The sequence below is a fragment of the Comamonas sp. Tr-654 genome, assembly GCF_011752915.1.
In the GTDB taxonomy this organism is placed as follows: Bacteria; Pseudomonadota; Gammaproteobacteria; order Burkholderiales; family Burkholderiaceae_C; genus Comamonas.
The window spans coordinates 141,092-167,996 of sequence record NZ_VWWQ01000003.1 but is presented as its reverse complement, the minus strand read 5'-3'; the positions used below and the strand labels follow the sequence as shown (position 1 = coordinate 167,996).

The 26,905-nt window shown below is 56.8% G+C and carries 26 protein-coding genes and 1 tRNA gene; 21 read left to right on the top strand and 6 right to left on the bottom strand.

Annotation, left to right across the window (positions count from 1 at the left end):
* Positions 1-9: 9 nt before the first annotated feature.
* From F3J24_RS10415 to F3J24_RS10390, 6 genes are all read right to left on the bottom strand, one after another.
* Entirely contained in the window at positions 10-3,399 is a 3,390-nt protein-coding gene (locus F3J24_RS10415) for a pilus assembly protein (RefSeq protein ID WP_167005611.1), read from the bottom strand.
* 1 nt (position 3,400) lies between these two features.
* Complete coding sequence (locus F3J24_RS10410; RefSeq protein ID WP_167005609.1) at positions 3,401-4,144, bottom strand: pilus assembly protein PilX; 744 nt, start codon at positions 4,142-4,144, stop codon at positions 3,401-3,403.
* A gap of 2 nt (positions 4,145-4,146) precedes the next feature.
* Positions 4,147-5,001, bottom strand: a complete 855-nt coding sequence (locus tag F3J24_RS10405; protein WP_167005607.1) for a PilW family protein — start codon at positions 4,999-5,001, stop codon at positions 4,147-4,149.
* Between the two features lie 14 nt (positions 5,002-5,015).
* Positions 5,016-5,624 carry a type IV pilus modification protein PilV gene (gene pilV, locus F3J24_RS10400; RefSeq protein WP_167005605.1) on the bottom strand — a complete coding sequence of 203 codons (609 nt, stop codon included), beginning with the start codon at positions 5,622-5,624 and terminating at the stop codon, positions 5,016-5,018.
* Positions 5,615-6,175, bottom strand: a complete 561-nt coding sequence (locus tag F3J24_RS10395; protein ID WP_167005603.1) for a GspH/FimT family pseudopilin — start codon at positions 6,173-6,175, stop codon at positions 5,615-5,617. The genes pilV and F3J24_RS10395 overlap by 10 nt, the downstream gene beginning before the upstream one ends.
* Before the next feature lie 79 nt (positions 6,176-6,254).
* Entirely contained in the window at positions 6,255-6,539 is a 285-nt protein-coding gene (locus F3J24_RS10390) for a hypothetical protein (protein WP_167005601.1), read from the bottom strand.
* A gap of 235 nt (positions 6,540-6,774) precedes the next feature.
* Here F3J24_RS10390 and rpsO point away from each other — a divergent pair, with 235 nt between their 5' ends.
* From rpsO to F3J24_RS10285, 21 genes are all read left to right on the top strand, one after another.
* The gene (gene rpsO / locus F3J24_RS10385) at positions 6,775-7,041 is read left to right on the top strand and encodes a 30S ribosomal protein S15 (RefSeq protein WP_003057844.1); all 267 of its coding nucleotides are present in this window, start codon (positions 6,775-6,777) and stop codon (positions 7,039-7,041) included.
* A 204-nt stretch (positions 7,042-7,245) separates the two neighbouring features.
* Positions 7,246-9,489: a polyribonucleotide nucleotidyltransferase gene (pnp, locus tag F3J24_RS10380; protein ID WP_167005598.1), complete on the top strand. Its 2,244-nt coding sequence runs from the start codon at positions 7,246-7,248 to the stop codon at positions 9,487-9,489.
* Between the two features lie 131 nt (positions 9,490-9,620).
* A complete protein-coding gene (locus F3J24_RS10375; RefSeq protein ID WP_167005595.1) occupies positions 9,621-10,628 on the top strand; it encodes an NAD(P)H-quinone oxidoreductase in 1,008 nt (335 codons plus the stop codon).
* Positions 10,625-11,371, top strand: a complete 747-nt coding sequence (gene tpiA / locus F3J24_RS10370; protein ID WP_167005592.1) for a triose-phosphate isomerase — start codon at positions 10,625-10,627, stop codon at positions 11,369-11,371. Before F3J24_RS10375 ends, tpiA begins: the two co-directional genes overlap by 4 nt.
* Before the next feature lie 57 nt (positions 11,372-11,428).
* On the top strand, positions 11,429-11,815 hold the full coding sequence (gene secG / locus F3J24_RS10365) for a preprotein translocase subunit SecG (RefSeq protein ID WP_167005589.1): 387 nt from the start codon (positions 11,429-11,431) through the stop codon (positions 11,813-11,815).
* A gap of 119 nt (positions 11,816-11,934) precedes the next feature.
* Positions 11,935-12,019: transfer RNA gene (locus F3J24_RS10360), tRNA-Leu, on the top strand.
* A gap of 74 nt (positions 12,020-12,093) precedes the next feature.
* Positions 12,094-12,453 carry an NADH-quinone oxidoreductase subunit A gene (locus F3J24_RS10355; RefSeq protein ID WP_003057834.1) on the top strand — a complete coding sequence of 120 codons (360 nt, stop codon included), beginning with the start codon at positions 12,094-12,096 and terminating at the stop codon, positions 12,451-12,453.
* Positions 12,454-12,475: 22 nt separating this feature from the next.
* Positions 12,476-12,955 carry an NADH-quinone oxidoreductase subunit B family protein gene (locus tag F3J24_RS10350; protein ID WP_003057832.1) on the top strand — a complete coding sequence of 160 codons (480 nt, stop codon included), beginning with the start codon at positions 12,476-12,478 and terminating at the stop codon, positions 12,953-12,955.
* A gap of 9 nt (positions 12,956-12,964) precedes the next feature.
* Entirely contained in the window at positions 12,965-13,576 is a 612-nt protein-coding gene (locus tag F3J24_RS10345) for an NADH-quinone oxidoreductase subunit C (RefSeq protein ID WP_167005586.1), read from the top strand.
* 29 nt (positions 13,577-13,605) lie between these two features.
* The gene (locus F3J24_RS10340; protein WP_003057830.1) at positions 13,606-14,859 is read left to right on the top strand and encodes an NADH-quinone oxidoreductase subunit D; all 1,254 of its coding nucleotides are present in this window, start codon (positions 13,606-13,608) and stop codon (positions 14,857-14,859) included.
* Positions 14,856-15,347, top strand: coding sequence for an NADH-quinone oxidoreductase subunit NuoE (nuoE, locus tag F3J24_RS10335; RefSeq protein ID WP_003057829.1), 492 nt, complete (start codon positions 14,856-14,858; stop codon positions 15,345-15,347). Before F3J24_RS10340 ends, nuoE begins: the two co-directional genes overlap by 4 nt.
* Positions 15,344-16,708, top strand: coding sequence for an NADH-quinone oxidoreductase subunit NuoF (nuoF, locus tag F3J24_RS10330; protein WP_003057828.1), 1,365 nt, complete (start codon positions 15,344-15,346; stop codon positions 16,706-16,708). Before nuoE ends, nuoF begins: the two co-directional genes overlap by 4 nt.
* 23 nt (positions 16,709-16,731) lie before the next feature.
* Complete coding sequence (gene nuoG / locus F3J24_RS10325; RefSeq protein WP_167005583.1) at positions 16,732-18,849, top strand: NADH-quinone oxidoreductase subunit NuoG; 2,118 nt, start codon at positions 16,732-16,734, stop codon at positions 18,847-18,849.
* A complete protein-coding gene (nuoH, locus tag F3J24_RS10320) occupies positions 18,846-19,922 on the top strand; it encodes an NADH-quinone oxidoreductase subunit NuoH (RefSeq protein WP_003057825.1) in 1,077 nt (358 codons plus the stop codon). Before nuoG ends, nuoH begins: the two co-directional genes overlap by 4 nt.
* Positions 19,923-19,933: 11 nt before the next feature.
* Entirely contained in the window at positions 19,934-20,443 is a 510-nt protein-coding gene (gene nuoI, locus F3J24_RS10315) for an NADH-quinone oxidoreductase subunit NuoI (protein WP_003057824.1), read from the top strand.
* 34 nt (positions 20,444-20,477) lie between these two features.
* Positions 20,478-21,158, top strand: coding sequence for an NADH-quinone oxidoreductase subunit J (locus F3J24_RS10310; RefSeq protein WP_167005580.1), 681 nt, complete (start codon positions 20,478-20,480; stop codon positions 21,156-21,158).
* Positions 21,155-21,463 (top strand): NADH-quinone oxidoreductase subunit NuoK, encoded by a 309-nt coding sequence (nuoK, locus tag F3J24_RS10305; RefSeq protein WP_003057821.1) that lies wholly within the window; start codon positions 21,155-21,157, stop codon positions 21,461-21,463. Before F3J24_RS10310 ends, nuoK begins: the two co-directional genes overlap by 4 nt.
* A gap of 30 nt (positions 21,464-21,493) precedes the next feature.
* On the top strand, positions 21,494-23,530 hold the full coding sequence (gene nuoL, locus F3J24_RS10300; protein WP_205244710.1) for an NADH-quinone oxidoreductase subunit L: 2,037 nt from the start codon (positions 21,494-21,496) through the stop codon (positions 23,528-23,530).
* Positions 23,531-23,546: 16 nt separating this feature from the next.
* Positions 23,547-25,022 carry an NADH-quinone oxidoreductase subunit M gene (locus tag F3J24_RS10295; RefSeq protein ID WP_019043772.1) on the top strand — a complete coding sequence of 492 codons (1,476 nt, stop codon included), beginning with the start codon at positions 23,547-23,549 and terminating at the stop codon, positions 25,020-25,022.
* A 24-nt stretch (positions 25,023-25,046) separates the two neighbouring features.
* On the top strand, positions 25,047-26,540 hold the full coding sequence (gene nuoN, locus F3J24_RS10290) for an NADH-quinone oxidoreductase subunit NuoN (protein WP_003057815.1): 1,494 nt from the start codon (positions 25,047-25,049) through the stop codon (positions 26,538-26,540).
* Between the two features lie 56 nt (positions 26,541-26,596).
* Positions 26,597-26,902 carry a DUF2818 family protein gene (locus F3J24_RS10285; protein ID WP_003057814.1) on the top strand — a complete coding sequence of 102 codons (306 nt, stop codon included), beginning with the start codon at positions 26,597-26,599 and terminating at the stop codon, positions 26,900-26,902.
* Positions 26,903-26,905: the final 3 nt, after the last annotated feature.

Below are 26,905 nucleotides of genomic sequence, written 5' to 3'. Positions count from 1 at the left end.
AGCGATTCCTTATTGAAGCTGTCGCCAGTTCAGAGAGGTCACTGGGTTGCTGAGTTTTCCTGTATTGGAGGTTTGCTGAGTACCAATATTAATCTTTCCTCCTCGCGTACCTAAAGATATTTCTCGCGGAGAGGAGGTAGTTCTATTCGTACCACTGTCGGCACTATTATAAAGACCATCTCCATTGGTATCCAGGAGCTGCTGAACAGGCTTAAGCCCGAATTCGATACCTAAAAGACTGCGCCATGCTTTAGCTGGGGTGGAGGTTGGTTCGCATGTTTCCCCTTCTACATTTCCGCCGGAGGCAGGTACATCTGAAAGAATGTCTATGATGTTGCTTGCTGCCGAATAGAATCTTGGATTTCTAAGAACTCGCTCACCAGTTACCGGGAAATTAAAGTACCAACCCTTGCTGTTGAGATAATTGAGCTCGGATTGAGTTCCCATACCCCAAAAATTCTGACCTTGGCTATTTCCGGTGCCTGCTGTTGCGGTGCTTGAGAATGTTCTTGCGACCAGATTTGACTTTGCCACGACAGTCGGGGTTGCTGCATTGGTATCGATAATTACCTTTCCAGCCGTGCATGATGTTTGATCGGCCGCGCATAACTTATACCGTGTATTGTCAACCACAGAATAGAAGCTTTGGACAGATACGTCTGTTCTATCACCTTCGGTCACATTTATTCCGGTGCCAAAGGCGACCATGAGCCCGGCCGTGCTTTCGCTGACTCTAACCAGTGGTGCTGTAGTGATAGGCTGCAAGGTTGTCGCGTTATTGGCTGTGTAGCTCGCTGTAAAAAGCGGTTGACCTGAAAATGCAATCCCCCAATTCTGTGGATTTGAACTAGAAAGATCAAATTTCCACAAATTTCCTCTAAGGTCTCCTGCGTAAATGATGTCAGGCGTACCGTCGCCATTCAGGTCAACCAGACGAGGAGCGGATAGACCATTGCTGCTGGCATTGGTTCCTGATGAGGCTGCGGTGATTTTTACCAATTCCTTTTGTCCATCAAGATATTGGATCAGCAGAACAGGGCGCTCATTGGTGCTATTTATTCCATTGCCCATGACAACGGCCCATCGGTCATTGTTCATTTTGACAATTTGTGTCGAAATTTGAGGACTATACTCGCTTACGACCGGGGTGCTGAAAATATATCCAATATCTGAATCTGTTGTCGCAGTTTTATCTAGGACAACGATACTTCCCGCGTTTGCTGTTGAGAAGTTACTGGCATATCCCGTGTTGACAGTGGGGCCGGGCTGGGTCACATCGAGAACAAAATAACCTTTTCCGCCGGCGCCGAGGCTTCCAACAAGCATGGTGCGCCATCGATCCGCAAGGTCTGTGCTTGTGGAGTTGATGACAATGTCACCAGTGAATGCAGAGCCATCTACATAATATTGATGCGTATATGAGCTGCTTGCAAGCTGCGGAAGTCTGGATATTATTCCTTCTGGGATGTAAGAGATCTTCTCTTGACCATCTATTGCAGAAAATCCATGTAGCATTCCGTCATTTCCGCCTACATAAAGCATGGGTATTCGTGTTTTATAGCGCGCTGCAAATGCGGAGTATCCCGACTGATTGTAGCCTTGACTTGGAGATCCCGTATACCATATGGCTGAATTGACGATGTCACCTTGAATGGAGTTGCGTGTTCTAAAATTGAAATTTTGAACAGTCCCGCCATTGTTGGTGATGTCTCCGCGTATGAAATCCGCTATGGCTGTTCCAAGACTTGTTTTGTTCGCGGTTGTCGCGTTGGTTCCCAGAGACGTGGTCAAGCTGGATTTTTGTGCATCCGACAGGTTTGCATAGTTAAAGCTGATGCCGGCGCTGCCATTGCTTGTTAATACCAATCTATTTGCTATCTGGCCCGTGCGGGCGTCAAGCTTGTCGGCGGTAGTAGGTAGGCGGTTGTTTATATTGTTTCCCCAAGCTGAGTTTGCGGAAAGGACTCCCGTATCCGTTGCTGCAATCTGGGAATAAATAGCTCCCTTCCATCCGCTTGCGTCGTAGGTTGCTGTATAGAGCTTGGCATCCTGCGTGCTGATGGAGCTGGATGAGCTTGCATATCCGGTGAGGGGTTGAGACGTGTCTTCAATAATATTGCTGACAATATCCTTGAACGCATTTTTCAGATCGTCACTGGTCGAGGCGGGAATGAACTTTCCGCGCCCATTGATGGCCATATGCCATAGCTCTTTTTTTCTATTATTTTCGTTTGCGTTATACCCTGTGGTTGTTTTGTTGTAAACGCCATCGCAAGAAAATGTCCCAGTATCAGAAGGTGTGTTATCGGATTTGCAAAGCGGGCTTGGCCAAGCTAAATCTCCTGTAATCAATTTGCTGTAGTCGCCTGAGAAGGTGTCTCCTCCCCAGGTAGGGGTACCTGTCCAGGTCGCTGCGCCATTAAATCCAATGGTATATGTTGTTAAGCTTTGCCATGTTGCAGGGTTATTCTTTGGATTCCAGTACTCTTCAATTTCAATATTCTGATTTCTGGAGTTCTTGAATATTTCTGAGCCACTTTTTTTTATGATTGGTTTGACTTGATTTGGGATATCGTCTCTCAGGTCGGTTGCCCAATAATAAAATGAAAGATCGGCTAGGGTATTAATGCCATCTGTTGAGCAACTGGTTCTGTTAGAGCAGGTTTGACTGGTTGATCCCCAGGAGTCTGAGTATATTTTTGTTTGAGTGGAGCTTGCTACGTACGATTTTTGATCTGAAAATGTGGCATTTGTTCCATCAATATTTCCTGGAGATATTGTCTTGTAGCCCGTAAGGTTTCTGTCTCCATCAATATTTGTATTCGTGTTGCTGGTGGAGCTGTTCCAGCCACCGTCCGTCATGAAAATATGGAAGGATTTCCGGCAAGAGAGTACATTGCCCAACCGCGTTCCGGGGACTTCTGCCCACGGGGAATCACTATTCAGCGGCGTATTTTTTAAATAATCTCCGGCATTTCTTACCATCTGGTGAGATGGAGTTCCATCTTTTGCAGTGAGCGTATCCACCCAAGTCAAGAAATTGGTACGATGTGTTCCCTCCAGGATTTTTAGGGAATTTCTGTTGCCACAAGATGTGCTATTGCTAGGGATGCCATTGCATCGATTCATGGATTGCCAAGCAATACGGAGCCTTTTGTCGGGAATATTGCTTACTGCAAATGTGTCCTTTAATGCCGTTTTGAGTGCACTGATGCCAGAGTCTCCCATGCTTCCAGAGTCGTCAACCGAAATGATGACATTGGGTGCAGGTTCTACGCTTGCGCTACCTGCAGGGTATGTTGCGAAATTGAGTGGCGTTGCATTTGTGTAAATATGTGTGGCAAGACCTGCGACAGCCAAAGAATAGGCGAGGTTCTTGATAATTATTTTTCTTTTCATATTATTCACCTTTAATCACAGGCATGGAGATGACTGTCTGGATTACGGCCATGGTTGGGGAATGGTCGCTAAAATCAGTGCTGCTGCTCGATCCCTTGATGCCAAAGGCCAGGGCTGTAATTCTGAAAATCATTTCTGCGTTTGTCGCCGGTGTTGCTGTGCCTTGCACTATTTTTCCGATATTTCCGCCGGGACTCAATCCAAGTGTCCCATATGGCATCGGCTCTATCCAATACCAAGCTCCTTTATTGGCATCGGTCAATGCCAAAATTGGATTGGGAGGTGTAATTGTTTCAGAGCCGCTTTGGTTGGCACCAGAAAATTGGCCATATCTCGCCCCTAGACTAAGCATGGCTTGCAAGGTGCTGGGGTCATTCCAGAAATCCTCCGCGATGGTTCGCCTCAAGCAAATGGCATTCTTGCATTGATTGGTTTGAGCTGCGAGGCTGTCGCTCCATGGTCCAAAAAAAACATCTTGGCTCCCAGGGAACTGCTGGGTGCTACCCGTTCTTAGCGAAGTTTTTGTGCTGTCATAAAGATGCCGGTATATATCATCCTGAGCATCTTGAACCATGGCTTGCGCGGATTCCATGGCTCTTTGATAATCGGCATCATTTCCAGCTACCAACTCATTGAAAATTGCTGAACGAGAAGCCCATAGAGCAACGAGCATGGAAAGTAGAATGAAAATTACAACAATATAGAGAGCGGCTCCCTGTTGCAGATTTTTGTTTGGTGTCTTCATATTTAGCTGCTTGTTGGCCAGGCATGACTACGAGAACGGAAAGTGTTTCTGAAAACCATGCGTAAACGATTTCCGCGGGATACCGTTTGATTGCTGCAGTTGATATAGTTGCTGCCCGCAGTGTCAATGCTGTCGGATCCTTCCAATTCAATACACACCTCTACCGACTGAACTTTTGACCAAGCTGCATTGTCAGTGAATGCAGAAGCAGTAGAGTAGGCGAAAGTCGGATTGGTATAGCCTTGCTGGCTCACATAGCGAACAACGAAATCGTTGACTTTGATGTCACTTGCCTGGGAGCCTCCAATAATAGGTTGTTTGGAGCTTGTGCCGGCGCAATACAGGATATTGTTGTCCAGCTTGAATGCGCTTTGAAGAGCCTCTGGTGGAGAGCTTGACGGATTTTCTCCCAGGCAGTTTCTTAGCAAGGAGCCTATGCTTGCAGTTCCGTCTGCTGCAAGTGGATAAATTTTATCAATCGGAGCGTTTTGATAAGTTACAGTCAATTTGTATTCATTGCTTCCGGGGCTGTCTTTTCCTGAGATAGGCGGATAGCTTGCTATAGCAAGGTTATTTCGAAAATATGCGGATTCCAGATAGCTGGTAGATGGTTCCAGAGAGAGACTGCCTGCTTGTCGAATCTGTTGTCCAATCACGCGAAATGCATAAGCCGCTTGCTGCTGCATTGTTGTGCTGTCGCTGGTGGATGTGCTTGCATTTTTTGAGGCCAGCAATGCGCCAATTGCAACCGCGACAGTTAGAAGTCCAATTGCAATACCCACCATCAACTCGATAAGAGTCACGCCTTGCTGTTGTAGACGATTGGAGGGCCTAAAGGAATGAAGTTCTTTCTGCATATCAATATTGGTGACTACTGTGAGCAGTAGGCTGTAGAGGCAACGGTTTGGCAGCGTTCATCAAGGCTGATGTATTGCAGATGGCAACTCATATAAGGGCTCTGCGAGTTATTGGAGTCGATCTTTGGGCATTGAACGGCTGTGCCGCTCGAGTCCGTGGCACTTGTTGATGAAGAAACTCCAGCAGCATCTTCATTGGAGCGCCAGGCAAGCATCACTCCTAGAGACTTTCCATCGGCGGTGGCGAAAATCCTTGCTTTCCCCAGTGGGAGTGCATTCTTTGCTGAGTTTAGCCAAATGTATTTGTCGTAAGCAGCGAGCTGTGTAGCTGTGCAAGAGGCTCCACTTGACGAACAGTCCACCGATGGCTCCGTAATTGATTGAGTGAGATCTGTCCAGGTGGTTGCGTACTGGTTGGCATTGGCTATGCCGCTGGTTTGATTCTTTATTCTTTCACTCAAATCATTGACCAAACGAATGCTTTGGGTTCTTCGCATGGTATCTTGAGTATTGGAAAGAGTGCGCATCTGAACACCCAATATGCCTAATATTCCAAGTGCGGTTAATAGTATTGCTATTAATGACTCAAGTAAGGTGAAGCCATTTTGTTTGTTTAAGCGCATGGAGGATCCCCGATTACCTGAATTCTTCCTCCGGAACTTGTGCATATGCCTTGAGCGGGAGGATTTAAGTTGCCTCCTGCGGGAAGTATGTATATGCCTTTTGCGTTAATTCCGCTCATCTTTCCCCAGCGATCTAAGGAAATAGTTCCACTACTGCTTTTTACTGTTACTTCTATTCCTTTGGGTGGAGGTATATTTTTAATACTAATTGAGTTTCCAGCTGCGTCGGCATAAAAGATGCTCCAGCCGCATCCCCAGTCTTCATTGGTGCTGGCGGCTGTACAGCCATCTGTATTATTTGGGGTTTTCTTTATGGTGACCCCCCCGCCGCGTTTTATAGCTTCTGTGCGGGCCAAATACAGTGTGCTCACCATGCTTTCAGTAGTCGATTTGACATTCCACCGCTGGATCATGGGTGTAAAACTGGGTGCGGCAACTGCGGTAAGTACGGCCAGCACGGCAATTACGGTCAGCAGCTCGATCAATGTGAAGCCGTGGGCTTGCCTTCGCAGGCCGAAAGGCCGATCTGAAAAATACGAAGAAAGGTGCATGCTTGCATGGTAGATGGATGCAGCACTTTGTAACCACGGGCGGGACTGGCGGTTGATTTTGCTAGACCTGCGGTGCCTCTCAGCGCCTTCCCGGTTGTGGCCTCTGTGTATACCCCGCACATGCCCCGGAGTTTGGCCTTCCCTGGCATTCCCGGTACAGCCGTCTGTCGCGTTCGGCGGTGGTCTCCTCCGAACTGCTGCGGATGTTCTGGATCTTGACCTTGTTGCTTCGCTTTTTGGCAGCCTTGTGGCTGCGCTCACCGGCTGCATTGGCGGCGAGCGCTGGCAGGTTGGCGAATGCGATGGCTGCCAGGGCTGCGGTGCAGAGTTGGGCAAGCGAACGGCGTCTCAGAAATCTGGCCATGGCGTGTCCTTGACTGGAGTGGATGGGCCCATTGTCCGAGTCGGCTTCATGGATAGGCAAGCGGGTTTGCCTGCCTTGGTCCAAAGGCTAGCCCTGCGGTTGCATCGGGAATAAATCGCCTCTTGATATAATCGCCAGGTTTTGCATGGTGCAAGACGCACGCTGAGACCTTTCCAGTCTTGGCGCAAGTAACCAAGGTGCTCCTCGTCGAGTGCCAAATCCTAAGGAAAACAAAATGATCGCTGCCGATAAGAAGGCTGAAGTTGTCAAGGCCAATGCTCGTTCCGAAAACGACACTGGTAGCCCCGAAGTGCAAGTGGCTCTGCTGACAGCTCGCATCAACGAACTGACTCCCCACTTCAAGGCTAACGCCAAGGACCACCACGGTCGTCGCGGTCTGCTGCGCATGGTGAGCCGTCGCCGCAAGCTGCTGGACTACCTGAAGTCCAAGGACGCTGACCGCTACACAGCACTGATCGCCAAGCTGGGCCTGCGCAAGTAAGCACGGTGAAAGATCGAAACGCCTGAGTTAGATTGCCTAGCTCAGGCGTTTTTTACTTCGGAGTTCGCAAAACAGAGCGAAGCTGTGTCATTCCAATGCTGCACTATTTATAGCGCCTAGCGCAACACTGGAATGGCATCGTGTTCTGTTTGCACTCCAAATCAAGACTGGATAAGCGCATCCAGCTATTCATAAAGGAGTCATATGACCATGTTCAACAAAGTTACCAAGACCTTCCAGTGGGGCCAGCATACGGTCACCATGGAAACCGGCGAAATCGCCCGCCAGGCCTCCGGCGCCGTGCTGGTCAATATCGACGACACCGTGGTGCTGGCCACTGTCGTGGGTTCCAAGATCGCCAAGGCCGGCCAGGACTTCTTCCCCCTGACCGTTGACTACATCGAGAAGACTTATGCTGCCGGCAAGATCCCTGGCAGCTTCTTCAAGCGCGAAGCCAAGCCTTCCGAATTGGAGACCCTGACATCGCGTCTGATCGATCGTCCCATCCGTCCCCTGTTCCCCGAAGGCTTCTACAACGACGTGCATGTGGTCATCCACACCATTTCGTTGAACCCTGAAGTGGACGCCGACATTGCCGCCATGATCGCCACTTCGGCAGCTCTGGCTGTGTCCGGCCTGCCTTTCAATGGCCCTATTGGTGCAGCCCGCGTGGGTTACATCAACGGCGAATACGTGCTGAACCCCGGCCAGACACAGCGCAAGGATTCGCAGATGGATCTGGTCGTTGCTGGTACCGAATCCGCCGTGCTGATGGTGGAATCCGAAGCTCTGCAACTGCCTGAAGAAGTGATGCTGGGCGCTGTGGTGTTCGGCCACGAGCAAGGCAAGATCGCCATCGACGCTATCCACGACCTGGTGCGCGAAGGCGGCAAGCCCGCTTGGGACTGGACTGCTCCCGCCAAGGACGAAGCCCTGATCGCCAAGGTGACCGAGCTGGGCGAAGCCAAGCTGCGCGCCGCTTACCAGGAGCGCAACAAGCAAGTGCGTACCCTGGCTTGCCGCATGGCTTACGCCGATGTGAAGGCCGCTCTGACCGAGCAAGGCGTGGCGTTTGACGGTGTCAAGGTTGAAGGCATGCTGTTCGATATCGAAGCTGGCATCGTGCGTTCGCAGATCCTGGCTGGCGAGCCCCGTATCGACGGCCGCGACACACGTACCGTGCGTCCTATCGAAATCCGTTCTTCCGTGCTGCCCCGCACTCACGGCTCGGCCCTGTTCACACGTGGCGAGACTCAGGCTCTGGTGATCTCCACCCTGGGCACCGAGCGCGATGCTCAGAAGATCGACGCACTGGCTGGCGAGTTCGAGGACCGCTTCCTGTTCCACTACAACATGCCTCCCTTTGCCACTGGTGAAGTGGGTCGCATGGGTTCGACCAAGCGCCGCGAAATCGGCCACGGCCGTCTGGCCAAGCGTGCTCTGGCCGCTTGCCTGCCTACCAAGGAAGAGTTCCCCTACACCATTCGCGTGGTGTCGGAAATCACCGAGTCCAACGGTTCCTCGTCCATGGCTTCTGTCTGCGGCGGCTGCCTGTCCATGATGGACGCTGGCGTGCCCATGAAGGCGCACGTGGCTGGTATCGCCATGGGTCTGATCAAGGAAGAGAACAAGTTCGCCGTGCTGACCGACATCCTGGGTGACGAGGATCACCTGGGTGATATGGACTTCAAGGTGGCTGGTACTACCAACGGTATTACTGCTCTGCAGATGGACATCAAGATCCAGGGCATTACCAAGGAAATCATGCAGGTCGCCCTGGCTCAGGCCAAGGAAGCGCGCATGCATATCCTGGGCAAGATGCAGGAAGCCATGGGCGAAGCCAAGACCGAAGTCTCCAGCTTCGCGCCCAAGCTCTACACCATGAAGATCAACCCCGAGAAGATCCGTGATGTGATCGGCAAGGGCGGCGCCACCATCCGTGCGCTGACCGAAGAGACCGGCACCCAGATCAACATCGAGGAAGACGGCACCATCACCATTGCCGCCACCGACGGCGCCAAGGCCGAAGCCGCCAAGCTGCGCATCGAGCAGATCACGGCCGAGGTCGAAATCGGCAAGATCTACGAAGGCCCCATCGTCAAGATCCTGGAATTCGGTGCCCTGGTGAACCTGCTGCCCGGCAAGGACGGTCTGCTGCACATCAGCCAGATCGCCCACGAGCGCGTGGAGAAGGTCACCGACTACCTGCAAGAAGGTCAAGTGGTCAAGGTCAAGGTTCTGGAAACCGACGACAAGGGTCGTGTCAAGCTGTCCATGAAGGCGCTGACCGAGCGTCCCGCCGGCATGCCCGAGCGTGAGCCGCGCGAACCCCGTGGCGATCGCGAGTACCGCGAACGTGCTCCTCGTCAGAATCGCGAACCCCGCGAAAACCGTGAGCCGCGCGAGAACCGTGCAGCCGCTGACGAGCAGCAGCAACAGCAGCAGTAATGGCTGAGCAGGAGGCCGTCGTGAGGCGGTCTCCTGTTATGTCGTTTGCTGGATGATCCTGATTTTGTAGCTGTCAGCGCTTTCTGCATAAGCGTTTGAGCCTGATTTCTTTGATAAAGCAAAGCCTGACTATGGAAGCCAACACAATGCGAGCGGTGGAAATCACCAGCTATGGCGCGCCAGACGTGCTGCGCATGGGTGTACGTCCCATGCCGGTGGCGACTGAGGGGGAGGTGCTGATTCGCGTTGCTGCGAGCGGCATCAATCGCCCCGATGTGCTGCAGCGCAAAGGTCATTACGCGCCGCCTCCCGGTGCCTCCGATCTTCCGGGGCTTGAGGTGGCGGGTGTGATCGTGGCGGGCGACGAGGCGGCCATGCGCAAGGCGGGCTTCAAGCTCGGCGACCGCGTCTGCGCGCTGGTGGCTGGTGGCGGCTATGCGAGTTTCTGTGCTGCGCCCGTGGATCAATGTTTGCCGGTGCCGGAGGGCTTTAGCGACGTGCAGGCGGCTGCCTTGCCCGAGACCTTTTTCACGGTCTGGAGCAATGTGTTTGACCGGGGGGCTCTGCAGCCCGGCGAAACCTTGCTGGTGCAGGGCGGCAGCAGCGGCATTGGCGTGACGGCGATTCAGCTGGCCAAGGCCTGGGGCGCGACGGTCATTGTCACGGCGGGCAGTGATGCCAAGTGCGATGACTGCCTCAAGCTCGGAGCCGATCACGCCATCAACTACAAGACACAGGATTTTGCGGCAGAGGTGCAGCGCATCACGTCGGGCGAAGGCGTCAACGTCATCCTCGACATGGTCGCCGGCAGCTATGTGGCGCGCGAGGTCCAATGCCTGGCTCCTGATGGCCGCCTGGTCATCATTGCGGTGCAGGGCGGCGTCAAGGCCGAGTTCGATGCCGGCCTGGTGCTGCGCAAGCGACTGACCGTGACCGGCTCCACGCTGCGCCCGCGTTCCGTGGCCTTCAAGGCGGCGATTGCCGAGGCGCTCAAGCGCAATGTCTGGCCCCTGCTGGAGTCCGGCAAGGTACGCCCAGCCATTTATCGTGAATTCGATGCTGCTGATGCGGCGCAGGCTCATGCGCTGATGGAATCCAGCCAGCACACCGGAAAAATCGTTTTGACTTGGGAAACATGAAGCAAAAACTCATTGTTGGCAACTGGAAGATGAACGGCAGCCTGGCTGCCAATGCCGCTTTGCTGCAGGCCATCAAGCAGGGCTTGCCTGCTGGCAACAAGGCGGGCGTGGCCGTGGCTGCCCCTGCTCTCTATCTGGCTCAGGTCCAGGCGGAACTTGCGGGTACCTCCATTGGTGTGGGCGCGCAGGATGTGTCCCAGCACGAGCAGGGTGCATTCACGGGCGAGGTTTCGGCCACCATGCTCAAGGAGTTCGGCGTGCGCTATGCGCTGGTCGGTCACTCTGAGCGTCGTCAGTATCATGGCGAGACTGATGCCGTGGTTGCCGCCAAGGCCCAGGCCGTGCTGGCCAAGGGCATCACGCCCATCGTCTGCGTGGGCGAAACCCTGGCGGAGCGTGAAGCGGGTCAGACCGAAGCCGTGGTCAAGCGTCAGCTGGCAGCCGTGATTCATCAGGTCGGCCCGTGCGTGAGCGAGCTGGTGGTGGCCTATGAGCCTGTCTGGGCCATCGGTACCGGCAAGACCGCCTCGCCTGAGCAGGCCCAGCAGGTTCATGCCGTGCTGCGTGCGCAGCTGGCTGCAGCCAGCGACAAGGCCGCTCGCGTGCCAGTGCTTTACGGTGGCAGCATGAATGCAGGCAATGCGGCACAGCTGCTGGCTCAGGCCGATATTGACGGTGGCCTGATCGGTGGCGCGGCTCTCAAGGCCCCGGATTTCCTCTCCATTATTGCGGCAGCGCAATAATTCGTCTGCGCCGCACTTCGGTGTGGTGCGCAATGATTCAGACTTTTAGGTTTTGATATGAACGTCTTTTCCAGCGTCATTCTCGCGGTCCAGATGCTGGCCGCTCTGGGCATGATCGGCCTCATCCTCATGCAGCACGGCAAGGGTGCAGATATGGGGGCTTCCTTTGGCAGCGGCTCGTCGGGCAGCCTGTTTGGCGCCTCGGGCAGTGCCAACTTCCTGTCGCGTTCCACGGCGGCTCTGGCCACGGTGTTCTTCGTGGCGACATTGGCACTGGCTTATCTGGGTAATGCCCGTCCGGTGAGCTCGGGCAGCGTGCTTGAGGGCGCTCCTGTGTCGGCTCCCGCGCCTGCTACAGCTGTGCCGCCTGCAACAACTACCGGTGATGCTGCCGTGCCTCCTGCTGCTCCTGCAGAGGGTGCAGCCCAGATCCCAACAAAATAATTTGAGAAAATCCTGAAGAACCCCAAAGAGTGGGGTTTTTCAGGCTAGAATCTAGGGATTGTCTGGGGATCAGAATCTTTGCAATGAAGGTTCCAGAGATTGCCGGACTTTGAGACGAAGCCGTCGTGGTGGAATTGGTAGACACGCTATCTTGAGGGGGTAGTGGCGAAAGCTGTGCGAGTTCGAGTCTCGCCGACGGCACCAACACATAACTAAAAACCTGCCCTGCTGATCAGGCAGTGATCGGTGAGGCATGTTTTCATAACAAGGCCCACTCGATGAACATCGATCAGTACCTTCCCGTTCTTCTGTTCATTCTTATCGGCATGGCTGTGGGTGTTGTACCCCTGGCTCTCGGCTACGTGCTGGGTCCCAACCGCCCTGATGCTGCCAAGAACTCTCCCTACGAATGCGGTTTCGAGGCGTTTGACGACGCTCGAATGAAATTCGATGTGCGCTATTACCTGGTTGCCATCCTGTTCATTCTGTTTGACTTGGAAATCGCATTTCTGCTGCCCTGGGCTGTCGCACTCAAAGATGTTGGCGGCGTGGGTTTTGTTGCTGTCCTGATTTTCCTGGCCATTCTGGTCGTGGGCTTCGCCTACGAGTGGAAAAAAGGCGCCCTGGATTGGGAATAAGCAGCTTTTCTGAGGAAACACGATGATCGAAGGCGTGATGAAGGAAGGCTTCGTCACCACCAGTTATGACACGGTGGTGAACTGGGCCAAGACAGGGTCGATCTGGCCCATGACGTTTGGCCTGGCCTGCTGTGCGGTGGAGATGATGCACGCAGCTGCTGCCCGCTATGACATCGGTCGCTTCGGCTCCGAAGTGTTCCGTGCCAGCCCCCGCCACTCTGACCTGATGATTGTTGCCGGTACGCTGTGCAACAAGATGGCTCCTGCGATGCGCAAGGTCTATGACCAGATGTCCGAGCCGCGCTGGGTCATCTCCATGGGCTCCTGCGCCAATGGTGGTGGTTACTATCACTACAGCTACTCGGTGGTGCGCGGTTGCGATCGCATCGTTCCCGTCGACGTCTATGTGCCTGGTTGCCCTCCGACAGCGGAAGCGCTGATCTACGGCATCATCCAGCTGCAGCAGAAGATTCGTCGTACCCACACCATCGCTCGCGTTTAAGGGGCTGAGATGACTGCAATTGCTATTCACCCCGAAAAGCTTCGGGATGTGGTTACGGCTGCCTTGGGTGACAAGGTGCGCTCTGTCACTCTGGCCTACGGCGAAGTGACGGTGGAAGTGTCTGCCGGCCAGTATCTGGACGTGATGCAGATCCTGCGCAACGCTCCGGACTGCCAGTTCGAGATGCTGCTGGACCTGTGCGGCGTGGACTACTCCACTTATGCGGAAGTCGGCAAGGACGGTCCGCGTTTCGCCGTGGTGTCCCATCTGATGTCCCTGACGCTGAATCAGCGTCTGCGTGTGCGCGTGTACTGTGCCGATGACGATTTCCCCGTGGTGGCTTCGATCAATCCGATCTGGAATTCGGCCAACTGGTTCGAGCGCGAAGCCTTCGATCTGTTCGGCATCGTGTTCGAAGGTCACGAAGACCTGCGCCGCATCCTGACCGACTATGGCTTCATCGGCCATCCGTTCCGCAAGGATTTCCCCCTGTCCGGTCACGTGGAAATGCGCTACGACGCCGAACAGCAACGTGTGGTGTACCAGCCCGTCACGATCGAGCCGCGCGAAATCACGCCGCGCATCATTCGTGAAGACAACTACGGCGGAGGCCTGCACTAAAGGCGCACGTCGCCTTTTGACGGAAGACCATGGCTGAAATCAAGAACTATTCCCTGAACTTTGGTCCGCAGCACCCGGCAGCGCATGGTGTGCTGCGTCTGGTGTTGGAGCTCGATGGCGAAGTGGTGCAGCGCGCCGACCCGCACATCGGCCTGCTGCACCGCGCGACCGAAAAGCTGGCCGAAAGCAAGACCTATATCCAGTCGCTGCCCTATATGGACCGCCTGGATTACTGCTCGATGATGAGCAACGAGCACGCTTACTGCCTGGCCATCGAAAAGCTGATGGGCATCGAAGTGCCCATCCGCGCCCAGTACATCCGTGTGATGTTCTCGGAAATCACCCGCATCATGAATCACCTGATGTGGCTGGGTTCCTCGGGCAACGATGCCGGTAGCTCGACCATCCTGATCTACAGCTTCCGTGAGCGTGAAGCGCTGATGGACATGTACGAAGCCGTGTCGGGTGCACGTATGCACGCGGCCTACTTCCGTCCCGGTGGCGTGTATCGTGACCTGCCGGACAGCATGCCCCAGTACAAGGCCAGCAAGGTGCGCAATGTGCGCTCCATGGAGGCCATGAACGAAGACCGCAAGGGTTCGATGCTGGACTTCATCGATGCTTTCACGCAGCGCTTCCCCAAGTGCGCGGACGAGTACGAAACCCTGCTGACCGACAACCGTATCTGGAAGCAGCGCAACGTCGGCATCGGCGTGGTGTCTGCAGAGCGCGCCATCAATCTGGGTCTGACCGGTCCCATGCTGCGTGCCTCGGGCCTGCCCTGGGACATGCGCAAGACCCAGCCCTACGAGGTCTACGACAAGCTGGACTTCGATATTCCGGTGGGTGCCACGGGCGACTGCTACGACCGCTATCTGGTCCGCATGGCCGAAATGCGCGAGTCCAACAAGATCATCAAGCAATGCGTGGACTGGCTGCGTGTCAATCCCGGCCCGGTGATCACGGACAATCACAAGGTTGCGCCCGCCAGCCGTGAAGCCATGAAGTCCAACATGGAAGAGCTGATTCACCACTTCAAGCTCTTTACCGAAGGCTTCAAGGTTCCCGAAGGCGAGGCTTACGCTTCCGTCGAGCATCCCAAGGGTGAGTTCGGCATTTATTTGATCAGCGATGGCGCCAACAAGCCCTATCGACTGAAGATTCGTCCACCAGGATTTGCGCACATGGCTGCTCTCGATGAACTGAGCCGTGGCCATATGCTGGCTGACGCCGTGATGGTGCTCAGTACCCTGGACATCGTGTTTGGAGACGTTGACCGATGATTACCGAAGCGACCAGAGAACGCTTTGCGCGTGAGGTGGCAAAGTATCCGGCTGACCAGAAACAGTCTGCCGTCATGGCTTGCCTGTCTATCGTGCAGCAGGAGCAGGGCTGGGTCAGCCAGGAAAGCGAGGCAGTGATTGCCGAAGTCCTGGGCATGGCCGAGATTGCGGTGCACGAAGTCACCACTTTCTACAACATGTACAACCAGCAACCCGTTGGCAAGTACAAGCTCAATGTCTGCACCAATCTGCCATGCCAGCTGCGCGACGGCTACAAGGCCTTGCACCATCTGGAGCACAAGCTGGGCATCAAGATGGGCGAGACCACCAAGGATGGCCTGTTCACGCTACAGCAGTCCGAGTGCCTGGGCGCCTGCGCCGATTCGCCCGTGATGCTGGTCAACGACCGTTGCATGTGCAGCTTCATGAGCAATGAAAAGCTCGACGAGCTGGTTGATGGCCTGCGCGCTGCGGAGGGCAAGGCATGAGCACGATTCTGAACAATCCTGCCGCCAATGCCGTGCTGGCCAAGTTCGCATCGACCGGCAACGAGACCTGCTTCCACGACCGTCACATCAACCCCCAGATCTATGCGGATCTGAACGGCAGCAACTGGTCCATCAAGGACTACGAAGCACGCGGCGGCTATCAGGCCCTGCGCAAGCTGCTGGGCAAGGACGGCGGAGAAGGCCTGACGCAGGATCAGGTCATCGCGACGCTCAAGGAATCCGGCCTGCGCGGCCGTGGCGGTGCGGGCTTCCCCACGGGTCTGAAGTGGAGCTTCATGCCCCGCCAGTTCCCCGGTCAGAAGCATCTGGTCTGCAACTCGGATGAGGGCGAACCCGGTACCTGCAAGGACCGCGACATTCTGATGTTCAACCCGCACATCGTGATCGAAGGCATGATCATTGCCGCTTTCGCGATGGGCATCAGCATCGGCTACAACTACATCCACGGTGAAATCTTCGAAGTCTATGATCGCTTCGAGGCAGCCCTGGAAGAAGCCCGTGCTGCCGGCTACCTGGGTGACAACATCCTGGGCAGCAGCTTCAGCTTCCAGCTGCATGCTCACCATGGCTTTGGCGCCTACATCTGCGGCGAGGAAACCGCGCTGCTGGAATCGCTGGAAGGCAAGAAGGGTCAACCCCGCTTCAAGCCACCGTTCCCCGCCAGCTTCGGTCTGTACGGCAAGCCCACGACCATCAACAACACCGAGACTTTCGCAGCCGTTCCCTGGATCATCCGCAACGGTGGCCAGGCCTATCTGGAATGCGGCAAGCCCAATAACGGCGGCACCAAGATCTTCTCGGTCAGCGGCGACGTGAACCTGCCCGGCAACTATGAAGTTCCCATGGGCACGCCTTTCAGCAAGCTGCTGGAACTGGCGGGCGGTGTGCGCACCGGTCGCAAGCTCAAGGCGGTGATCCCCGGCGGCTCTTCGTCGCCCGTGCTGCCTGCCGACATCATCATGGACTGCACGATGGACTATGACTCCATCTCCAAGGCGGGTTCCATGCTGGGTTCGGGCGCCGTGATCGTGATGGATGATTCGCGCGACATGGTCGAGTGCCTGCTGCGTCTGTCGTACTTCTATTCGCACGAGTCCTGCGGCCAGTGCACGCCCTGCCGTGAAGGTACGGGCTGGCTGTGGCGCGTGGTGAACCGTATTCAGCACGGCGAAGGCCGTCCGGAAGATATCGAGCTGTTGGACTCGGTATCCGTGAACATCATGGGCCGCACCATCTGTGCGCTCGGCGACGCGGCAGCCATGCCGGTTCGCGCCATGATCAAGCACTTCCGCCACGAGTTCGAAGCGAAGATCCAGAACGCTTCCAAACAGGCTGCATGAGCGCCTGATCGCGAGACAAGCATATGGTTGAAATTGAACTGGACGGAAAAAAGGTCGAGGTGACTGAAGGCAGCATGGTCATGCATGCAGCCGAGAAGGCCGGCACCTATATTCCTCACTTCTGCTACCACAAGAAGCTATCCATTGCGGCCAACTGCCGCATGTGCCTTGTGGATGTGGAAAAGGCTCCCAAGCCCATGCCCGCCTGCGCCACGCCAGTGACGCAAGGCATGATCGTGCGCACCAAGAGCGAGAAGGCCATCAAGGCACAACAGTCGGTGATGGAGTTCCTGCTCATCAATCACCCGCTGGACTGCCCTATCTGCGACCAGGGCGGCGAATGCCAGCTCCAGGATCTGGCAGTGGGTTATGGCAGCAGCTCTTCGCGCTACGAAGAAGAAAAGCGCGTGGTGTTCCACAAGAACGTGGGGCCGCTGATTTCCATGGAGGAAATGAGCCGCTGCATTCACTGCACACGTTGCGTGCGCTTTGGCCAGGAAGTGGCCGGCGTCATGGAACTGGGCATGATTCACCGCGGCGAGCACTCCGAGATCACAACCGTGGTGGGCGATAGCGTGGACTCCGAGCTGTCGGGCAATATGATCGACATCTGCCCCGTGGGCGCGTTGACCAGCAAGCCCTTCCGCTACAGCGCCCGTACCTGGGAACTGTCGCGCCGCAAGTCGGTAGCTCCGCACGACTCCACAGGTTCCAACCTGATCGTTCAGGTCAAGAACCACAAGGTCATGCGCGTTGTGCCCTTCGAGAACGAAGAAGTCAACGAATGCTGGATTGCCGACCGCGACCGCTTCTCCTACGAAGCGCTGAACAGCGACGAACGTCTCACCAAGCCCATGCTCAAGCAGGGCGGCGAGTGGAAGGAAGTTGACTGGCAGACCGCTCTGGAATATGTGGCCAACGGCCTGCAGCAGATCAAGAACAACCATGGCGCCAGCGCCATCGGAGCTCTGGTCAGCCCGCACAGCACGGTGGAAGAGCTGTTCCTGGCTGGCAAGCTGGTGCGCGGCATCGGCAGCGACAACATCGACTACCGTCTGCGCAATGCCGAGTTTGCTGCCACGCAAGGCGTGCAGTGGCTGGGTCTGCCCATCGCCGCACTGAGCGCTCTGCAGTCGGCTCTGATCGTGGGCTCCAACCTGCGTAAGGACCATCCGCTGTTCGCACAGCGCATCCGCCAGGCTGCCAAGAAGGGTTGCAAGGTCTTCGCCATCAACGATCGCGTCTATGACTGGGCCTTGCCCGCCAACGCCTCGGTGGTCGCAGCCGGCGACTGGGCTCAGGCCCTGGCCGATGTGGCCGCTGCCGTGGCCGAAGCCAAGGGTGTCTCGGCTCCCGTGGCAGGTCAGGTCCATGACGAAGCCAAGGCGATTGCCGCCGCCCTGCTGGCCGGTGAACAGAAGGCCGTGTTGCTGGGCAATGCCGCAGCGCACCATGCTCAGGCTTCCGCACTGCTGGCTCTGGCCAACTGGGTTGCCGAGCAGACCGGCGCCGCCGTGGGCTATCTGACCGAAGCCGCCAACACCGTGGGCGCGCAATGGGTCAAGGCCATGCCTGCTGCCAACGGTCTGAATGCGGCTCAGATGATTGAGGGTGGCCTGAAGGCTGCCATCTTGCTGAACAACGAGCCCGAGTTCGACAGCGCTGCCGGCAAGGCCGCCATCGCAGGTCTGAACAAGGCCGAGATGGTGGTGACACTGAGCCCCTTCAAGGCCAACCTGGAATTCAGCGATGTGCTGTTGCCCATTGCTCCGTTCACGGAAACCTCGGGCAGCTTCGTCAACGCCGAAGGCCGTCTGCAGAGCTTCCATGCCGTGGTCAAGCCTCTGGCCGACACACGTCCCGCATGGAAGGTGCTGCGCGTGCTGGCCAACCTGATGGGTGTTCAGGGCGTGGACTATGAAACGTCGCAAGACGTGCTGGCTGAGGCCACTGGCGACGCTGCCCAAGTGCCCGCCAATGTGCTGAGCAACGCGGCCCAGGCCGTGAGCGCAGTGCCTGCCGGCGCTGTGACTGCGCCTGCAGTCGCCAGCATTTACCAGCTCGACAGCATCGTGCGCCGCGCTACGTCGCTGCAATTGACGGCTGACGCTCGTCAGGTTCGTGAGGGAGGCGCCGCATGATCGACGCATTGAAAGCCTGGGGCGCGGGCCTGTCCGCCGCTCCTTTCTGGACCGATGTGGCCTGGCCCGTCATCTGGATTCTGCTCGGCATCGTGGCCATCGTGGCTCCCCTGATGGGTGCCGTGGCCTACCTCACGCTGTGGGAACGCAAGCTGCTGGGTTTCATGCAAATCCGTCTGGGCCCCAACCGCGTGGGTCCTTCGGGTCTGCTGCAGCCTCTGGCTGACGGCCTGAAGCTGCTGACCAAGGAACTGATTCAGCCCACGGCTGCTGCCAAGGGCCTGTTCTATGTGGGCCCCGTCATGGCCATCATGCCGGCCCTGGCGGCCTGGGTGGTGATTCCCTTCGCTCCCGATGTGGCCCTGGCCAACGTGAACGCAGGTCTGCTGCTGCTGATGGCCATCACTTCCATCGAAGTCTATGGCGTGATCATTGCGGGCTGGGCTTCCAACTCCAAGTACGCGTTCCTGGGCGCACTGCGCGCCTCGGCTCAGATGGTGAGCTACGAAATCGCGCTGGGCTTCTGTTTCCTGGTGGTCATCATGGTCACGGGCAGCATGAATCTGTCGGCCATCGTGATGAGTCAGGGTCAAGGTCAGTTCGCATCCATGGGCATGAGCATCCTGTCCTGGAACTGGCTGCCACTGCTGCCCATCTTCATCGTCTACCTGATCTCGGTCGTTGCCGAAACCAACCGTCACCCGTTTGACGTGGTCGAAGGCGAAGCCGAAATCGTGGCTGGTCACATGGTCGAGTACTCGGGCATGGGCTTTGCGGTCTTCTTCCTGGCCGAATACGCGAGCATGTGGCTGGTCTCCATCCTGGCCGTGATCATGTTCCTGGGCGGCTGGCTGCCTCCATTCGACTTCCTGGGCTTCATCCCCGGTTGGATCTGGCTGGCGATCAAGACCTTCCTGGTGGTGTCGTGCTTCATCTGGATTCGCGCTACCTTCCCGCGCTTCCGTTATGACCAGATCATGCGTCTGGGTTGGAAGATCTTCATTCCCGTCACCCTGGTGTGGCTGGTGGTTGTGGGTGCTTGGCTGTACTCGCCCTGGAACATCTGGAAATAAGCGGAGTACGTATGTCTGCAGTAGCTGCAACACCTTTCTCCTTCAAGGATTTCCTCAAGAGCTTCATGCTCTGGGAACTGGCCAAGGGCATGGCCCTGACTGGCCGCTACACCTTCCGTCGCAAGATCACGGTGCAGTTCCCTGAGGAAAAAACACCTCAGTCGCCACGCTTCCGTGGTCTGCACGCCCTGCGCCGTTATGAAAACGGCGAAGAGCGCTGCATTGCCTGCAAGCTTTGCGAGGCCGTGTGCCCTGCCATGGCCATCACCATCGAGTCCGATGTGCGTGACGACGGCTCACGCCGTACCACGCGCTACGACATCGATTTGACCAAGTGCATCTTCTGTGGCTTCTGCGAAGAAAGCTGCCCGGTGGACTCCATCGTGGAGACGCACATCTTCGAATACCACGGCGAAAAGCGCGGTGATCTCTACTTCACCAAGGACATGCTCCTGGCAGTGGGTGACCGTTACGAAGCCGAGATCGCTGCCAACAAGGCGGCAGATGCCAAGTACCGCTGAAGCGGCTCCTTGATCACTTGAAAAGATTCGATCCATGGACGCCAAAACTGGTTTTTTCTATCTGTTCTCGGTCGTGCTGCTGTTTGCAGCCTTCCGGGTTGTCACGGCCCGCAACCCTGTGCATGCCGTGCTCAATCTGATTCTGGCCTTCTCGCAAGCGGCTGCCATCTGGCTGCTGCTCAAGGCTGAATTCCTCGGCATCGCTCTGGTGCTGGTCTATCTGGGCGCTGTGATGGTGCTGTTCCTGTTCGTGGTGATGATGCTCGATATCCGTATCGACGCCATGCGCCGCGGCTTCTGGAAGCATTTCCCGTTTGCCGCCCTGATCGGTGTGCTGATCGCCTTTGAAATGGGCATGGTGCTGATGGGCGGCTTCGGCGACGTCGAAGACGCCAAGGCCGTTGGCACGACCATGGTCAATGCCGCTGGTCAGACCGTTCCTTACTCGAACACACAGGCTCTGGGCAAGCTGCTGTACACGGAATACCTGTATCCCGTGGAAATCGCAGCCGTGATCCTGCTGGTGGCCATGATTGCCGCAATTGCCCTGACGCTGCGCAAGCGCAAGGACAGCAAGGCCATGAACCCTGCAGATCAAATTCGTGTGCGCGCCACTGACCGCATCAAGCTGGTCAAGGTCGACAGCACCAAGCCTGCACAAAAACCTGACGCTGAAGCCGCGGCTGCAGCGCCTGCTGTGGAGACAAAAGCATGACGCTGACTTTGGGCCACTTCCTGACGCTGGGTGCCATGCTGTTTGCACTCTCCGTGGTTGGCATCTTTCTGAACCGCAAGAACCTGATCGTCTTGCTCATGGCCATCGAGCTGATGCTTCTGGCCGTGAACATGAACTTTGTCGCGTTTTCCAGCTATCTGGGCGACATGCACGGCCAGGTGTTCGTGTTTTTCATCCTGACAGTGGCTGCTGCTGAATCGGCCATCGGTCTGGCGATCTTGGTGCTGCTGTTCCGTAACAAGACAAGCATCGATGCGGAAGACCTCAACGCCCTCAAGGGTTGAGTCCGCCGTAACTTGCAAGGTTCTCAAGAAATGAGTCAAACCCTTTCTGCATCCATGCTGCTCGCGGTGCCGTTGGCACCGTTGGTCGGCTCCGCACTCGCGGGTATCTGGGGCACGGCCTTTGGCGGCAACAAGATTGGTCGCACCGGCAGCAGCTCCCTGACGATTCTGGGCGTGCTCGTGGCCTTCGTTCTGTCGGCCCTCACGTTCCAGGCTGTCGTGTTCGACGGCGCAACGTTCAACGAAACCATCTACACCTGGATGGTGGTCGGCGGTCTGAAGATGGAAGTCGGTTTCCTGATCGACTCCATCACGGTGATGATGATGTGCGTGGTGACCTTTGTGTCGCTGATGGTGCACATCTACACCATGGGCTACATGGAGGAAGACGACGGCTATAACCGTTTCTTCTCTTATATCTCGCTGTTCACCTTCTCCATGTTGATGCTCGTGATGAGCAACAACCTGCTGCAGCTGTTCTTCGGCTGGGAAGCCGTGGGTCTGGTGTCCTACCTGCTGATCGGCTTCTACTACAAGAAGCCCACGGCCATCTTCGCCAACATGAAGGCCTTCCTGGTCAACCGCGTGGGTGATTTCGGCTTCATTCTGGGCATTGGTCTGATCGCTGCCTACACCGGCACGCTGAACTATTCTGAAATCTTCGCCAAGCTGCCCGAGATCCAGAACACCCAGCTGCCCGGCACGGGCTGGCTGCTGGTGACCGTGACTGCCATCTGCCTGTTCATCGGCGCGATGGGCAAGTCGGCCCAGTTCCCGCTGCACGCCTGGCTGCCGGACTCCATGGAAGGCCCCACACCTATCTCCGCGCTGATTCACGCGGCGACCATGGTGACGGCCGGTATCTTCATGGTGTCGCGCATGTCTCCCCTGTACGAGCTGTCGGACGCTGCGCTGAACTTCATCCTGGTGATCGGCTCCATCACGGCGTTGTTCATGGGTATCCTGGGCATCATCCAGAACGACATCAAGCGCGTGATCGCGTACTCCACGCTGTCCCAGCTGGGCTACATGACCATCGCTCTGGGCGTTTCGGCCTACTCGGTGTCCGTGTTCCACCTGATGACCCACGCCTTCTTCAAGGCTCTGCTGTTCCTCGGTGCGGGCTCCGTCATCATGGGCATGCACCACAATCAGGACATCCGCTGGATGGGCGGCGTGCGCAAGTACATGCCCATCACCTGGATCACCTTCCTGCTGGGTAACCTCGCGCTGATCGGCACGCCTTTCTTCTCGGGCTTCTACTCCAAGGATGCCATCATCGAGGCGGTTCACGCTTCCAACCTGCCTGCAGCCGGCTTTGCCAACTTTGCAGTACTGGCCGGTGTGTTCATCACGGCTTTCTACTCCTTCCGTCTGTACTTCATCGTCTTCCACGGCAAGGAACGCTACGACCAGAACCCCGACGCGCACCATGACGACCACCATGGTCATGACGACCATGGCCACGGCCATGACGCCAAGCCCCATGAGTCGCCTCTGGTGGTGACCGGTCCCCTGATGCTGCTGGCCATTCCTTCGGTGGTGATCGGTGCGATTGCACTGATGCCCATGCTGTTTGGCGACTTCTTCAAGGGCGTGATCACCGTCGATGGCTCCAAGCACGGTGCCATGGCCGAACTGGCCGAGCAGATTCACGGCTGGGTGCCGATGGCTCTGCACGGCTTCACGGCCGCACCGTTCTGGCTGGCCCTGGCCGGTGTGGTGGTGTCCTATGTGTTCTACATGGTCAAGCCCGAGATTCCTGCCGCCATCATGGCTTTCTCCAAGAAGATTGGTCTGTACCAGGTTCTGGAAGGCAAGTACGGCGTGGACTGGGTGTACGAGAACATCTTCGCCCGCGGCGCCCGTGCCTTCGGTACCTTCTTCTGGAAGGCCGGCGATCAGGCCATCATCGATGGCGCCATCGTCAATGGCTCCTGGAAGCTCATGGCCAAGTTCGGTCAGTGGGTGCGTGGCCTGCAAACAGGCTATCTCTATCACTACGCGTTGGTCATGCTGCTGGGTATCGTTGCCCTCATGACGTACTTCGTGTGGCTCAACAAGTAGTAGGGGAAAAACAAAAATGGGTTTGTTGAGTCTTTCTATCTGGGTGCCGATCGCTTTCGGCGCCCTCCTGCTGGCCTTCAGCAAAGAAGGGCAGGCCAACGCGGTGCGCTGGCTGGCCCTGATCGGTGCGCTGATCGGCTTTGCGGTGACCATTCCTCTGATCACCGGCTTCGACACCACGACTGCCAATATGCAGTTTGTGGAAAATGCACTCTGGATTGAGCGCTTCAACATCCACTACCACCTGGGCGTGGATGGCATCTCCATGTGGTTTGTGCCGCTGACAGCCTTCATCACCGTCATCGTGGTGATCGCCTCCTGGGCCAACATCACCGAGCGCGTGAACCAGTACATGGGCGCGTTCCTGATCCTGTCGGGTCTGATGATCGGTGTGTTCGCCGCCATGGACGGCATGCTGTTCTACGTGTTCTTCGAAGCCACCCTGATCCCGATGTATCTGATCATCGGTATCTGGGGCGGCCCGAACCGTATCTACGCGGCCTTCAAGTTCTTCCTGTACACCTTGATGGGCTCGTTGCTCACGCTGGTTGCACTGATCTATCTGTACACCCAGTCGGGCGGCAGCTTCGAGATCCTGGACTGGCACAAACTGCCCCTGTCCGGCACCGCACAGACGCTGATCTTCTTCGCCTTCTTCGCCGCTTTTGCCGTGAAGGTGCCCATGTTCCCGGTTCACACCTGGCTGCCCGACGTTCACGTCGAAGCGCCTACCGGTGGCTCCGCAGTGCTGGCCGCCATCATGCTGAAGCTCGGTGCCTATGGCTTCCTGCGCTTCTCGCTGCCCATCGCTCCCGATGCGGCGCATGAGTGGTCGGGCCTGATGATCACGCTGTCGCTGATTGCCGTGATCTATGTGGGTGTGGTGGCTCTGGTGCAAAAGGACATGAAGAAGCTGGTGGCTTATTCGTCCGTGGCGCACATGGGTTTCGTGACCCTGGGCTTCTTCATGTTCAACAGCCTGGGCATTGCCGGCGGCCTGGTGCAGATGATTGCCCACGGCTTCGTGTCCGGCGCGATGTTCCTGTGCATCGGCGTGCTTTACGACCGCGTTCACTCGCGTGAGATCGCCGCTTACGGCGGCGTGGTCAACACCATGCCCAAGTTCGCTGCCTTTGCCCTGCTGTTTGCCATGGCCAACTGCGGTCTGCCCGCCACTGCCGGCTTCGTCGGCGAGTGGATGGTGATCCTGGGCGCCGTGCAATACAACTTCTGGATTGGTCTGGGCGCTGCAACCGCCCTGATCTTCGGCGCTGCCTACACCCTGTGGATGTACAAGCGCGTGTACCTGGGTGATGTGGCCAACGACCATGTGGCTGAACTCAAGGACATCAACTGCCGCGAATTCCTGGTGCTGGGCGTGCTGGCTGCGGCTGTGCTGGTCATGGGTCTTTATCCCAAGCCCTTCACCGATGTGATGGATGTGTCTGTGGCAGAGCTCATCAAGCATGTGGCTGTGAGCAAGCTCAACTGACCAGACTGAAACGAGAGACACGAGATGATTGACAACATCAGCTGGCTGGCGATCTACCCGGAGATCACTCTCCTGGTCATGGCCTGCGTCATTGCCTTGGTGGACCTGGGCATCAATAGTGCCCGTCGCACCGGCACCTATGTTCTGACCATGCTCACCCTGCTTGTCGTAGCGGTGATGCAGGGCATGTACGCCGCAAGCGGCAATACCTTCTACGGCTGGGGCAACATGGTTGTCTCGGACGCCATGGGCAACTGGCTCAAGTGCTTTGCCACTATCGCCATGATGATCACCATGGTCTACGGTCGCCCCTATGCGGCCGAGCGCGACATGCTGCGTGGCGGTGAGTTCTTCACGCTGTCCATGCTGGCCCTGCTGGGCATGTTCATCATGATCAGCGGCAACAACTTCCTGGTCCTGTACCTGGGCCTGGAGCTGCTGACCCTGTCGAGCTATGCGCTGGTGGCTCTGCGCCGCGACCACACTGTGGCCGTCGAAGCCGCCATGAAGTACTTCGTGCTGGGTGCCATGGCTTCCGGTTTCCTGCTGTACGGCATGTCCATGCTCTACGGTGCCACCGGTTCGCTGGATATCGGCCAGGTCTTCAAGGCCATCAATTCCGGTGAAATCAAGCACCAGGTGCTGGTCTTCGGTCTGGTCTTCGTGGTCGCCGGTCTGGCCTTCAAGCTGGGTGTGGTTCCCTTTCACATGTGGGTGCCCGACGTCTACCAGGGTGCACCTACGGCCATCACTGCCCTGATCGGCGGCGCGCCCAAGCTGGCTGCCTTCGCCATGACCATCCGCCTGCTGGTGGACGGTTTGCTGCCCCTGGCCATCGACTGGCAGCAGATGCTGATGGTTCTGGCCGTCTGCTCGCTGCTCATCGGCAATCTGGCCGGTCTGCAGCAGACCAGCCTCAAGCGCATGCTGGCTTACTCGACGATTTCCCAGATGGGCTTTGTGCTGCTGGGTCTGATGTCGGGTGTGGTGGATGGCAAGGTCGATCCTGCCACCGTCGAAAACGCCTACAGCTCGGCGATGTTCTACATCGTGACCTATGTGCTGACCGCTCTGGCTTCCTTCGGCGTGATCCTGCTGCTGGCCCGTGAAGGCTTTGAAAGCGAAGAGATCGCCGATCTGGCCGGCCTGAACCAGCGCAGCCCGCTGTACGCTGGCGTGATGGCCATCTGCCTGTTCTCCATGGCCGGTATTCCTCCGCTGGTAGGCTTCTACGCCAAGCTGTCCGTGCTGCAGGCACTGGTGGCTTCGGGCAGCAGCCTCTACATCGGTCTGGCCGTGTTTGCCGTGATCATGTCGCTGATCGGTGCCTTCTATTACCTGCGCGTGGTCAAGGTCATGTACTTTGATGCTCCAATCACTGCTACCAGCGTGTCTGCTCCTCTGGATGTGCGCGTTGTGCTGACGATCAACGGTGCGCTGGTTCTGCTGCTGGGCATCCTGCCTGGCGGGCTGATGGCCTTGTGTGCTGACGCCGTTGTGCGTGCCCTGGCTTCCTGATAAGACGAACGTGATGAGGGCTTGATGCCCTCATCGCTTTTTCTAGGAATGGCTTTGTGTCTATAACCGCCTCTATCTGGCTCATCATCTTGGCTGCCCTTGTGGCAGCCAATTTGCCTTTTATCAACCAGCGTCTGGGCATTGTCGGCCCCGTCATGGCCGGTCGCAAACCGCTGTGGGTGCGCCTGCTGGAAATGATTGCCCTGTATCTGCTGGTGGGCGGCCTGGGCTTGCTGCTGGAGCGCCGCGCCGGCCAGATATCTCCCCAAGGTTGGGAGTTCTATGCCATCACTGCTACGCTGTTTCTGACGCTGGCATTTCCCGGCTTTGTTTATCGCTATCTGGTTCACCGCAAGGGTTGAGTG

Coding starts and splice junctions, on each gene's coding strand:
- F3J24_RS10415 (WP_167005611.1), bottom strand. CDS start 3,399: ATGAAAAGAAAAATAATTATCAAGAACCTCGCCTATTCTTTGGCTGTC.
- F3J24_RS10410 (WP_167005609.1), bottom strand. CDS start 4,144: ATGAAGACACCAAACAAAAATCTGCAACAGGGAGCCGCTCTCTATATT.
- F3J24_RS10405 (WP_167005607.1), bottom strand. CDS start 5,001: ATGCAGAAAGAACTTCATTCCTTTAGGCCCTCCAATCGTCTACAACAG.
- pilV (WP_167005605.1), bottom strand. CDS start 5,624: ATGCGCTTAAACAAACAAAATGGCTTCACCTTACTTGAGTCATTAATA.
- F3J24_RS10395 (WP_167005603.1), bottom strand. CDS start 6,175: ATGCACCTTTCTTCGTATTTTTCAGATCGGCCTTTCGGCCTGCGAAGG.
- F3J24_RS10390 (WP_167005601.1), bottom strand. CDS start 6,539: ATGGCCAGATTTCTGAGACGCCGTTCGCTTGCCCAACTCTGCACCGCA.
- rpsO (WP_003057844.1), top strand. CDS start 6,775: ATGATCGCTGCCGATAAGAAGGCTGAAGTTGTCAAGGCCAATGCTCGT.
- pnp (WP_167005598.1), top strand. CDS start 7,246: ATGACCATGTTCAACAAAGTTACCAAGACCTTCCAGTGGGGCCAGCAT.
- F3J24_RS10375 (WP_167005595.1), top strand. CDS start 9,621: ATGGAAGCCAACACAATGCGAGCGGTGGAAATCACCAGCTATGGCGCG.
- tpiA (WP_167005592.1), top strand. CDS start 10,625: ATGAAGCAAAAACTCATTGTTGGCAACTGGAAGATGAACGGCAGCCTG.
- secG (WP_167005589.1), top strand. CDS start 11,429: ATGAACGTCTTTTCCAGCGTCATTCTCGCGGTCCAGATGCTGGCCGCT.
- F3J24_RS10355 (WP_003057834.1), top strand. CDS start 12,094: ATGAACATCGATCAGTACCTTCCCGTTCTTCTGTTCATTCTTATCGGC.
- F3J24_RS10350 (WP_003057832.1), top strand. CDS start 12,476: ATGATCGAAGGCGTGATGAAGGAAGGCTTCGTCACCACCAGTTATGAC.
- F3J24_RS10345 (WP_167005586.1), top strand. CDS start 12,965: ATGACTGCAATTGCTATTCACCCCGAAAAGCTTCGGGATGTGGTTACG.
- F3J24_RS10340 (WP_003057830.1), top strand. CDS start 13,606: ATGGCTGAAATCAAGAACTATTCCCTGAACTTTGGTCCGCAGCACCCG.
- nuoE (WP_003057829.1), top strand. CDS start 14,856: ATGATTACCGAAGCGACCAGAGAACGCTTTGCGCGTGAGGTGGCAAAG.
- nuoF (WP_003057828.1), top strand. CDS start 15,344: ATGAGCACGATTCTGAACAATCCTGCCGCCAATGCCGTGCTGGCCAAG.
- nuoG (WP_167005583.1), top strand. CDS start 16,732: ATGGTTGAAATTGAACTGGACGGAAAAAAGGTCGAGGTGACTGAAGGC.
- nuoH (WP_003057825.1), top strand. CDS start 18,846: ATGATCGACGCATTGAAAGCCTGGGGCGCGGGCCTGTCCGCCGCTCCT.
- nuoI (WP_003057824.1), top strand. CDS start 19,934: ATGTCTGCAGTAGCTGCAACACCTTTCTCCTTCAAGGATTTCCTCAAG.
- F3J24_RS10310 (WP_167005580.1), top strand. CDS start 20,478: ATGGACGCCAAAACTGGTTTTTTCTATCTGTTCTCGGTCGTGCTGCTG.
- nuoK (WP_003057821.1), top strand. CDS start 21,155: ATGACGCTGACTTTGGGCCACTTCCTGACGCTGGGTGCCATGCTGTTT.
- nuoL (WP_205244710.1), top strand. CDS start 21,494: ATGAGTCAAACCCTTTCTGCATCCATGCTGCTCGCGGTGCCGTTGGCA.
- F3J24_RS10295 (WP_019043772.1), top strand. CDS start 23,547: ATGGGTTTGTTGAGTCTTTCTATCTGGGTGCCGATCGCTTTCGGCGCC.
- nuoN (WP_003057815.1), top strand. CDS start 25,047: ATGATTGACAACATCAGCTGGCTGGCGATCTACCCGGAGATCACTCTC.